The sequence below is a fragment of the Candidatus Zixiibacteriota bacterium genome, from assembly GCA_036397555.1.
In the GTDB taxonomy this organism is placed as follows: Bacteria; Zixibacteria; MSB-5A5; order WJJR01; family WJJR01; genus DATKYL01.
The window spans coordinates 242,221-252,003 of the sequence record DASWIS010000031.1 but is presented as its reverse complement, the minus strand read 5'-3'; the positions used below and the strand labels follow the sequence as shown (position 1 = coordinate 252,003).

Below are 9,783 nucleotides of genomic sequence, written 5' to 3'. Positions count from 1 at the left end.
CGATTTCGCCTATGATGTGCTCGGAATCAATCGCGCCTACTATCCGGAAGTCCTCTTGTCGAACCCGACACGCATGAATGCGGAGTTTGTCGCCGCCGATCCTGCAATGACCGGTTGGCCCACGTTGGATGTCGATCCCTCGCGGACCGACTGGGGGCTCAATCCGCTCTTGCCGCCGACTGCGGGCGCGGTTCCATTTGTCGGTTATTTCGAGGTGGACACCTCACGCGCCGACATCCTCTATACGTTTGGGTCAAATCAGCCGGAGCTGTCGGATCTCCAGGGGAAACCGGTCGCCGTTGTCACCCGCGATCCGCAATGGAAGGCGGCGGCACTGGCTTTTCCCCTCTCCTACTGCGTCGACGAAGCAGCACGGTCGATGCTGAACCAGCTCCTTGACGAATTCGGGTATGTCCGGCCAAGCGCACAGATGCAGAGCGCACGTTGGGAAACAGCGCGACAAGTGCTCGAATGGCTCTATCGAAGCGGCACGCGAACTCTCGATGACGGTTGCGATGCCAACTCCGACGGCCGAATCGATTTAATCGACGTGATGATCCTCAACTGTACTTCGGGCCAGCAACATGGCGCAACATCATACCAGCAGGACCGAAAGTGACCGGCGCGCCGTGCTGCTGATTCAGAGTCTCAAGATCAGTCGGCGATCGCGCACAAAAAAACCGGGAGGCGACGGCCTCCCGGTTTTTCCGCTCACGACCCACAGCCGTGCTATTCTTCCAGCGCAATCTTGAGTGCTTTGGCGATACCGCCGAAGTTCGGATCCAGATCGGTCATCGTGATGAACGCGCTCGTCACCGCCTGATTGGCGGTCGCGGTGAACTCGAAGCCCGACGCGACGCCGTATTCGTTGGTGTACTGCGGCGAGCCTGTCACCGAGCCGCCGACTCCGTCGCCGGTGATCGTAATCAAGTGTCCGCCCAGCGGGTTGCCCCAACGGTCCTTGATCGTCACTTCGATCGGCACGGTCGTGCCATAGGTGACGCTCAACGGGACGCTCATAATCGAGGTGTTCGAGAATGCCCGGCCGGTCAGCAATACAACCTGATGCTGGTCGTTGTAACCGTAGTAACCGCCCGCCCGCGCACGAATGGTGGCGATGGCGCCGATGCCGCTGTCGGGCACGGTTACGATGTAGTCACGGTCGAGCGTTCCGGTCACATACTCACCAAGATAGGTCGAGGAGTGGCAGCCATCCTGCAGCAACCCGGAGGAGATCGTGCCGATATCGACCTTCACATCGATCGGCGTGTCGGTGTCCATGAAGACGCCGTTGATGTCGCGGACTTCGATGACGACTTCGCCTTTGTTGTCGCCATCGGCCAGCAACGTATCGGGAGCCGTGACGAACCAACCGTCGGCGGCCGGACCGCTTTCGATGAAGGCACTCGTGTCGCTGACGGTGCCGCCCGCGGTGAAGGCCCAGTAGTAGACCAGGCCGTCATCTTTCGGGGAGCCGGAATGCCACATGCTTTCGGCGATGCCACGGAAAGTTGGCGCAACGAGCGTGTGGTTTTCGCCCTCGATTAAGCCCTGCTCAGTGCCGAACCAGACCGAGGTCGAGTCGGGAACTTCGTTGCCCCATTGATCGACGACGACCGCGGTAATCTTGTTGAGTGCATTGACAACTTCCCACGAAGGCACGTTGCAATCCGCGGCGCCGATGGAGATGAACGCCGGCGGGCCGCTGCGGATCACGACCTGTGTGGCCGCCGAGACGACCGCGCCCGAACGCGCCAGCAGGCGGATCGAGCCGGGACGATTGCCCGCATTCAATGTGACCTGTGCCTGTCCCAGCGAATTGGTGAAGGCGGTCACGGGACCAACCGGATCGCCGTTGATCGCTTCGCCGCCACCGGGACCGCCCGTGATCGAAAATTCGATTGCGCGTCCCTCCGGCGCCGGATTGCCCTTGGGGTCATAGGTCTGCGCGGTGATGCGCGCCCATTCGATGCCGCCGGTGCCGGCGACCTGGACTTCCTGCCACTGCGGTGTCAGCGCAATTGAGTGCACCGAGTCGGTGGAGGTCAGCGACAATGAGACATCGGCGGACACACTGTTGCCGGGCTGACCGGTTGTGCCCTTGATGTAGACCAGGCCCGCGGTGCTGCCGGCGGTATAGGTCACGGCCGCATATCCGCCGACCGTGTAGGCAACCGGATCGATGTTGCCAATCGCATCCCACTGATCGTCGGCGTCGCCGTCATAGACCAGCGAGTCGACATTCAATGTCCAGATGCCGTCGCCGTCTTTATCGACAAACTTTTCACCGGCGGTGAACCGGACCAGGGTCGAGTCGGCGATGCCGGCGCCCGATGGGTCGGTCACATGCGCGGTAATCTGTGCCGAAGAGAGGCCATCGGCCAGGATCAACGAAGGCGCAATCGACAGCACGATCGAACCGAACAATCCGGTGCCGCCGCCCTGCTCGACCGTCACAAACTTCGACAAACTCTGCTCGGCGCCTTCGGCGTTCGCGCGGATCTCGATGCTTCCCGATGCGGTCGCGGTGAAGGTGGTGGTGGCGTATCCCTCATCGTCGGTCTCAACGACGCTGGAGCCGAATGCTCCCCCGGTGTTCGGCGCTGCCACCAGATAGACCGCCCGGTTGGACCACGGGTTGCCTTGTTCGTTGGTGACGTAGACTTCGACAATCGCCGTCTGTCCCTGCTGCATCAGCGACGGAGTCACCGTCAGGTTCTGGACGATCACCGCCCCATTTGTGCCCGCGGGTCCGCTGCAGGCGCCAATGCCCAACAGCAGGACCGCACAGGCCACTGCGCCGACGATATGCCGGGCGCTCGCCCTCGTGGTCGGAAGCATCATCTCGCTCCTTTGGCCGTTCAAAGACCGCATTAGTTCGTTGTGATGACTGCTGTGCCCTTTGTGAGAACGCCCGCGGCCTGCTGCTTCGGCCGGATTCGGTGCGTCTGTCCCCGTCATTAGAAGCCGTCTCGTCCGCCCTGAATTGACTGCCCTGACGGACTCGGCTTCTCTATGGGATTATCGACTGCGGGCGGGGAGAATTTAGCGGGGGGGTGAATTGGGGCGCTGCGGGCGGAAGTTTGACTGCGATATCAGGCATCGCGCTTGCGCTGATGTAAGGGGCTGCGGGACAAGGGAATCAGTCCGGTGCCAGCAAGCTCGGCCCTGCGCGGAATTCCAGTGCTTTCCGAGTTCGCGGCGCCCTACGACACGGCGTTGGCGGCGGTGGTATCTGTAAACCAATGTCGGGTACGATTGCAAATGCTACAGACCGACAGCATAACCGGGACTTCGACGAGAACACCGACGACGGTCGCCAACGCCGCCCCGGATTCGGGGCCGAAGAGGGCAATCGCGGTCGCGACCGCCAGCTCGAAGAAGTTGCTGGCGCCGATGAGGGCGCCGGGGGCCGCCACGGAGTGTTCCGCTTTCACCCAGCGCATCAACGCATACGCCAACGAGGAATTGAAATACACCTGAATCAGGATCGGGATTGCGATCAGAATGACATGGAAAGAGCGTCCCGTGATGTTTCCCGATTGAAAAGCGAAGATCAATACCAGCGTGCTGAGCAATGCGGCCATGGTGATTGGGGCGAAACGCGGCAGGAGGGAATTCTCAAACCACGGTCGTCCGCGACGACGAATCAGCCACAGCCGCAGGACGACGCCGATGCTTAACGGGATGACGATGAATGCAATGACGGAATACACCAGCACCGCAAACGGCACGGTCAGGTTGGAGGCGCTCCGAACGAGCAGACGGACAATCGGCGCGAAGAGAAGCAGCATGATCAGGTCGTTGACCGAAACCTGCACAAGCGTGTAAGCGGGGTCGCCCTCGGTGAGGTAGCTCCACACGAAGACCATCGCGGTGCAGGGCGCGGCGGCGAGAATGATCACTCCGGCGATGTACTGGTCCGCGTCGGCCGGAGCAATCCATGCGGAGAACACGTGTCGGAAGAAGACCCAGCCGATCAGCGCCATGGAGAACGGCTTGACCAGCCAGTTGACGAAGAGCGTGACCAGCAGTCCCTTGGGACGACGGCCGACATTGCGGATTGAGGCAAAGTCGACCTTCATCATCATGGGGATGATCATCAGCCAGATCAAAATCGCGATCGGGACATTGACCTGGCTCCCTTCACCAAATTCCCATGCGCGCAACGTGTCCAGCACATCGGGAAACCACCGTCCCGCTGCGACTCCGACCGCCATGCACAACAGGACCCAAATCGTCAGGTACCGCTCGAATGGATTGAGTTTCCTGGTTGCTGCCGACATCGGTCTTGTCCTGCCTCGCCGTTGATCAGTCGAACGGTCGGCGGCAAGATCGGCTGCTCGGCGGTGGTGATCAACGCCCCAATTGTGTCGAGATGTCTATTTCACAAACTGCGATCGGCGACCTGCCGCCGCGGCACGATGGGATTCGCGTTCGGGGAAAACCGGGCCAGGCGAGGACGCCTGGCCCGCACTCTCTGAGTTCAAGCTGCTGAACTTACTCCTTCGAGGCGCGAGGGAAAGGTGCACACGGTCCAACCGTAGGGGTACGGCACGGCTCACCGTTCCCGACAGAATCTACGCCGACTCTTCCACCAGTTCAGCGTCGCCGATTTCATAGGACGAAGTCGCGGAATCGGAAGACACCCCGATGTCCGGAGTCGTTCGTTTGGCAACCGTGAATGTGAAACCGCCGCCGTCGTGAGCGATCGTGATCGTGTCGCCGGAGCGGACGTTCGCTTTCAGGATTTCGGCGGCCAGTTTGTGCGCGAGCTCCTTCTGGATCAGACGTCGCAGCGGGCGGGCGCCGTAGATCGGGTCGTAGCCGCGTTCGGCGAGGGCCGTACGGGCGGCTTCGGTCAGCGAGGCGGTGATATTCTGCTCGGCGAGCCGTTCCTGCAAATGCGCGAACTGCAGATCGACAATCTGCCGGATCGCTTCGGGTCCGAGCGGTTCGAAGACAATGATTTCGTCGATGCGATTGAGAAACTCGGGCCGCACCGACATGAGCAGAGCTTCGAGAGCGCCCGCGCGGATCGCATCGCGGCGCTGCACCTCCGTCACTGAATCGGTTGAGGCGCGCACAATGGCATCGGCGCCAAGGTTGGAGGTCATGATGAGGATCGTGTTCTCAAACGACACGGTCCGGCCCTTGTTGTCGGTCAGACGGCCATCATCGAGGACCTGCAACAGGATGTTGAAGACTTCGGGATGCGCCTTCTCCAGTTCATCGAAGAGCACGACCGAATACGGACGGCGTCGCACGGCTTCGGTCAGTTGGCCTCCTTCATCATAGCCGACATATCCCGGCGGCGCACCGACCAGACGCGAGACCGAGTGCTTTTCGGAATACTCCGACATGTCGATGCGGATGATCGCGTGATCGGTGCCGAAGAGCGTTGCCGCCAGTGTTCGCGCCAATTCCGTCTTCCCCACTCCGGTCGGTCCCAGGAAGATGAACGAGCCGCGCGGACGGTGCGGTTCGCCCAGCCCGGCGCGTGATGCGCGCACCACACCGGCAACTGCGGCCACTGCGTCATCCTGTCCGACGACGCGGGCGGACAGTTCCTTTTCAAGACGAATGAGACGCTCCGCTTCGCCGGTCGAGAGCCGTTCGACCGGAATCCCGGTCCAGCGCGCGACGATGGCGGCGATGTCATCGGGATCGACTTCTTCTTTGAGCAGGCGCTGTTCTTGCTGCTGCTCCTTGAGCTTGATGTTCTCGATCTTGATTAACCGTTCCAGTTCGGGAATATCCTGATAACGGATGCGCGCGGCGGACTCGTAGTTGCCCGCGCGTGTGGACTCGTCCATGCGCTGCCGGGCTTCTTCCATGCGTTTGGTCGCTTCGCGAATGCGTGCGACCGCGTCCTTCTCGGCATTCCAGCGCGCTTCGAGCGTGGCGCGTTCGGAGGAGAGCCGTTCGATTCTTTCGGCGATCGGCTTGAGACGGTCGGCGGCGTCTTTCTCGTGGCGTACGGCCTCGCGTTCGATTTCCAGTTGCGCGATCTGATGATCAAGACGGTCGAGTTCGGTCGGCCGGGAGTCGATCTGCATGCGCAGATCGGCGGCGGCTTCATCGATTAAGTCGATGGCTTTGTCGGGTAGCCGGCGGTCAGCGATGTAGCGCTCGGAAAGCGTCGCCGCAGCCACCAAGGCGGCATCCTGAATGCGAATGCCGTGGTGCAGTTCGTAGCGTTCCTTCAATCCTCGCAGAATGGAGATTGTCTCGTGGATCGACGGTTCGTGGATCATCACGGGCTGGAATCGCCGTTCGAGCGCGGCATCCTTTTCGATGTGCTTGCGGTATTCGGTCAGTGTGGTCGCGCCGATGCAGCGGAGGCGTCCACGTGCCAGCGCGGGCTTGAGCAGATTGGCGGCATCAACACTGCCTTCGGCCGAACCGGCGCCGACGACGGTGTGCAGTTCGTCGATGAAGAGGATGACATTCCCCGCCGACTCCTCGACTTCGGCGAGCACGCCTTTGAGACGTTCCTCGAATTCGCCGCGAAACTTCGAGCCGGCGACCAAAGCCCCCAGGTCGAGCGCGATCACGCGACGGTTCTTCAATGACTCCGGGACATCTCCGCGCGCGATCTTGAGTGCGAGTCCTTCGGCGACCGCGGTCTTGCCGACTCCCGGTTCGCCGATGAGGACCGGGTTGTTTTTGGTACGGCGCGAGAGGACTTTCATCACCCGGCGAATTTCTTCATCCCGGCCGATGACGGGGTCCAGTTCACCGGCACAGGCGAGCGCGGTGAGGTCGCGTCCGAAACGTTCCAACGCCATCGCGCGGTTTTCCGCCCCCACGGTGCCAGCTCCTCTCTGTGCGAGCAATTCTTCGAGCGCGGCGATCACGCGCCGGGTGTCGAGCGCGATTCGTGAAAAGATCGTTCGCAGTGTGCCGTCGGGTTTATCGAAGGCCGCCCAGAGCAGGTGCGCAGCGGTGACATACTCGTGACCGGCACGTTCGGCGCGATTCTGCGCGGCGGCAAAGATTGCCGCCAGCGCGGGCGATATCTGCGGCTGGCCGCCGCCCTGGACCGTGGGCAGGCGGTTCGCCGCCTGGGACAATTCATGTTCCAATGCGGCGGCGTCGATGGCGGCTTGCTGCAGGACGGCACGCGTCATCGCCTCCTGGCGAATCAACGCCTGCAGCAGGTGAACCGGCGTTAATTCCGCGTTGCCGGCGCTCTCCGCGGACTCCAGCATCGATTGGAGCACGATCTTTGAGTTGTCAGTCCACTTGTCGAATGGTGCCACCACTCATCACATCCTTCCTCAGGGATCTCATTTTGCCGAGATTGCAGCGGGCCGACGAATGCCGCAACGGTCGCACTGCTGTGATCGGCCTTAAATCGCCAGATCGTCGGATACAGTTTAGTCGGAGCTTTTCGAGCCGCCCGTTGGCTTGGGGTCGGTCTTGGATTCCGACTTCGGCTTGGGGGGCTTCGGCTTTTCTGCGTCGGCGGACTTCTTGTAGGACTCGGAGCGATAGTCGGTGATGTAGAAGCCGGACCCTTTGAAGAGCAGCCCCGCGCCGGGTGAGATGAGGCGTTCGACCTGTTCTTTGCCACACTGCGGGCACAGGCGAACCGGCTCGTCGGTGATCGGCTGAACGGCCTCGAATTCGTGGCCGCAGGCGCGGCAGCGGTACTCGTATGTCGGCATCGTGCGTTGGGCCCTTGGCAATCCCTGTGTTCGGAAGAACATCTGCCCGGCTCAATATGCTCCCGTACTTGCGCTGGCGGAAACGGAATCTGATACCCGAATGCTCCGACTTCAGGACGTGCATCAAGGCGGACGGCCCCGCGAACTCTGCGCGGGGCCGTCGCGATGCCGTCATCGTGTGATGGCCGGCGGTCAGCTGACCTTCACCTCGATTTCTTTGGGACGCGCCGATTCCAGCTTCGGCACCGTCACTGTGAGGACGCCGTTTTTGTAGTCGGCGTTGATGCGCGAGCCATCGGCCCAACGCGGCAGGTTGAAGCTGCGACAGAATGTCCCCATGAAACGCTCGGTGCGGGCGTAGGAATCCTTCTTCTCCTCGCGGGTTTCCGAACGGCTCCCCTCGATGGTCAGTACACCATCGGCGACCGTGACCTTGATGTCCTTGCGATCCATGCCGGGCATGTCAGCCTTGATTGCGATGTGATCATTCTCCTCGATCACATCGACCGACGGGCGGAACCGGAAGGTGCCGGACTCGCTGTCGGACCACACGCCGGGCAGGAAGTCGTCGAAGAGCCGGTTGACGACGGAGGCGAGCGGCGCCATCCCATTGGAGCGTTGATACTTGACGAGTGACATTGTGACTCCTCCTCTTTTGATCGTTGAGAGACTCCAATCAAGTCCACCGTGCTCTAAGCAGACTACGTGCCAATTGGTACAATATCAGTATAAGTAGATGTGGTACAGCGAGATGACAGTCAACTTGATTTTATGGCCTGATGCGGCTTATACGATATTGGCAGATTAAAATGCCATAGTGACAGTATCGTGACTGCCTGTTTATGCCTGAATGGCTGAACGTTGGCAGATCGTGTCAAGGGATTCGGGCATTCGACGCGGAGTTTCCGGGGCCAAAGCAGTACAAGCGCCGCTTGGTATCGGCGACAAATACGCAGGCGCCCACGACGACGGGTGAAACGGTCGCCGGTCCGCGCAGGCGTTGTTCGCGTTCCATGATGCCGGAGACCGCATCCAACATCAGAAGGCGGCCCTCGCGCGTCGCAACCAAGAGTCGATGACCTGACAATGTTGGCGAGAGATTGGCGATTGCGCCGGTTTCATGCCGCCACATTTCCGTGCCGTCATCGGCGCGCAATGCATAGACGGAGCCGTCATTGACGGCGACATAGACGTGATCGGGCCCGGCGACGGGTGTCGTTGCCACCGCGCCATCGACCGATGCGAACCAGACCATTGCTCCGGTCAGCGGATCGAGCGCGTAAACGAGCGAGTCGCTCGACCCGAAGTAGACACGTTCTTTCACCGAGGGAGCGGCACGGACGGCCCCGGTCGAACGGTGCTGCCACACTTCGGTGCCGTTGCGCGCGTTGATCGCCAGCACCGTGCGCCCGCTCGCCGCATAGATGATAGAATCGACGAGGGCCGGAGTGCTGAGGATCGGCCCCTCCGTCTCCCGGGACCAGACGACGCGGCCATCGGCGGCACAGCTTTGCAGCATACCACGCAATCCGGCGACCAGCAGTGTGGAATCGGTCAGCCGTCGCGGCGCGCAGGCGCTCGGCGGTATTGGGAATGACAAGCGTCGGCCGGCCGGTCCGAATCCATAGGTAAAGGCACGCTGTTCCACCTGATCGGTCAGGAAGGTGATCGCGCCGTTTCCCACGAGAGTACCGCTGACCGGTCCATCGAAGCGTTCCCGGAACACGCGATTGCCGTTTTCGGCATCGAAGACTTCCAGCCGGCGGTCGTGCCCGGAGAAATACAGGCGTCCGTCCGATACGGTCGGTTCGGAGGCGGCCTCTCCCCCGGTCTTCGATTCCCAACAGAGAGAGTCGATCGCGGCCTGAGCGGTGCCAGCGACACCGCGATTGTCGGGCGTGCAGCGGACGGTCGGCCAGCTATGGGGAGTTTTCTGCGGAAAGTCGAGGCGACCGCTGGTCGTCGCGCACGATGCGACGCACAAGGTCACGAGAGCTGCGGCGGGCAGCACCAATCGGCGATGAATCATTCCGGGCATGACGATTCCTGCGTGACAATGTCCCTGCACCGCAAGGACGCTCAGGCGGATCCAATGTCGTGATCAATCCTG

Annotated in this window: 7 protein-coding genes; 1 reads left to right on the top strand and 6 read right to left on the bottom strand. The window is 61.5% G+C overall.

The genetic code is table 11. The features are described from left to right. A partial coding sequence (locus VGB22_10445; GenBank protein HEX9751684.1) for a hypothetical protein occupies positions 1-619 on the top strand: 619 nt, incomplete at its 5' end. A gap of 110 nt (positions 620-729) precedes the next feature. Here VGB22_10445 and VGB22_10440 read toward each other — a convergent pair. The 6 genes from VGB22_10440 to VGB22_10415 form a co-directional block, all read right to left on the bottom strand. Then, a complete protein-coding gene (locus tag VGB22_10440) occupies positions 730-2,844 on the bottom strand; it encodes a hypothetical protein (GenBank protein ID HEX9751683.1) in 2,115 nt (704 codons plus the stop codon). A gap of 362 nt (positions 2,845-3,206) precedes the next feature. Next, the gene (arsB, locus tag VGB22_10435) at positions 3,207-4,286 is read right to left on the bottom strand and encodes an ACR3 family arsenite efflux transporter (protein ID HEX9751682.1); all 1,080 of its coding nucleotides are present in this window, start codon (positions 4,284-4,286) and stop codon (positions 3,207-3,209) included. 294 nt (positions 4,287-4,580) lie between these two features. Continuing rightward, the gene (locus VGB22_10430; GenBank protein HEX9751681.1) at positions 4,581-7,265 is read right to left on the bottom strand and encodes an AAA family ATPase; all 2,685 of its coding nucleotides are present in this window, start codon (positions 7,263-7,265) and stop codon (positions 4,581-4,583) included. A 117-nt stretch (positions 7,266-7,382) separates the two neighbouring features. Continuing rightward, positions 7,383-7,673, bottom strand: coding sequence for a zinc ribbon domain-containing protein (locus tag VGB22_10425; GenBank protein HEX9751680.1), 291 nt, complete (start codon positions 7,671-7,673; stop codon positions 7,383-7,385). 192 nt (positions 7,674-7,865) lie between these two features. After that, entirely contained in the window at positions 7,866-8,312 is a 447-nt protein-coding gene (locus tag VGB22_10420) for an Hsp20/alpha crystallin family protein (GenBank protein ID HEX9751679.1), read from the bottom strand. A gap of 235 nt (positions 8,313-8,547) precedes the next feature. Then, a complete protein-coding gene (locus tag VGB22_10415) occupies positions 8,548-9,711 on the bottom strand; it encodes a PQQ-binding-like beta-propeller repeat protein (protein ID HEX9751678.1) in 1,164 nt (387 codons plus the stop codon). Positions 9,712-9,783: the final 72 nt, after the last annotated feature.

Excerpts from the sequence above, each read along its gene's own strand:
- VGB22_10440 (HEX9751683.1), bottom strand. The coding sequence starts at position 2,844 with ATGATGCTTCCGACCACGAGGGCGAGCGCCCGGCATATCGTCGGCGCA.
- arsB (HEX9751682.1), bottom strand. The coding sequence starts at position 4,286 with ATGTCGGCAGCAACCAGGAAACTCAATCCATTCGAGCGGTACCTGACG.
- VGB22_10425 (HEX9751680.1), bottom strand. The coding sequence starts at position 7,673 with ATGCCGACATACGAGTACCGCTGCCGCGCCTGCGGCCACGAATTCGAG.
- VGB22_10420 (HEX9751679.1), bottom strand. The coding sequence starts at position 8,312 with ATGTCACTCGTCAAGTATCAACGCTCCAATGGGATGGCGCCGCTCGCC.
- VGB22_10415 (HEX9751678.1), bottom strand. The coding sequence starts at position 9,711 with ATGCCCGGAATGATTCATCGCCGATTGGTGCTGCCCGCCGCAGCTCTC.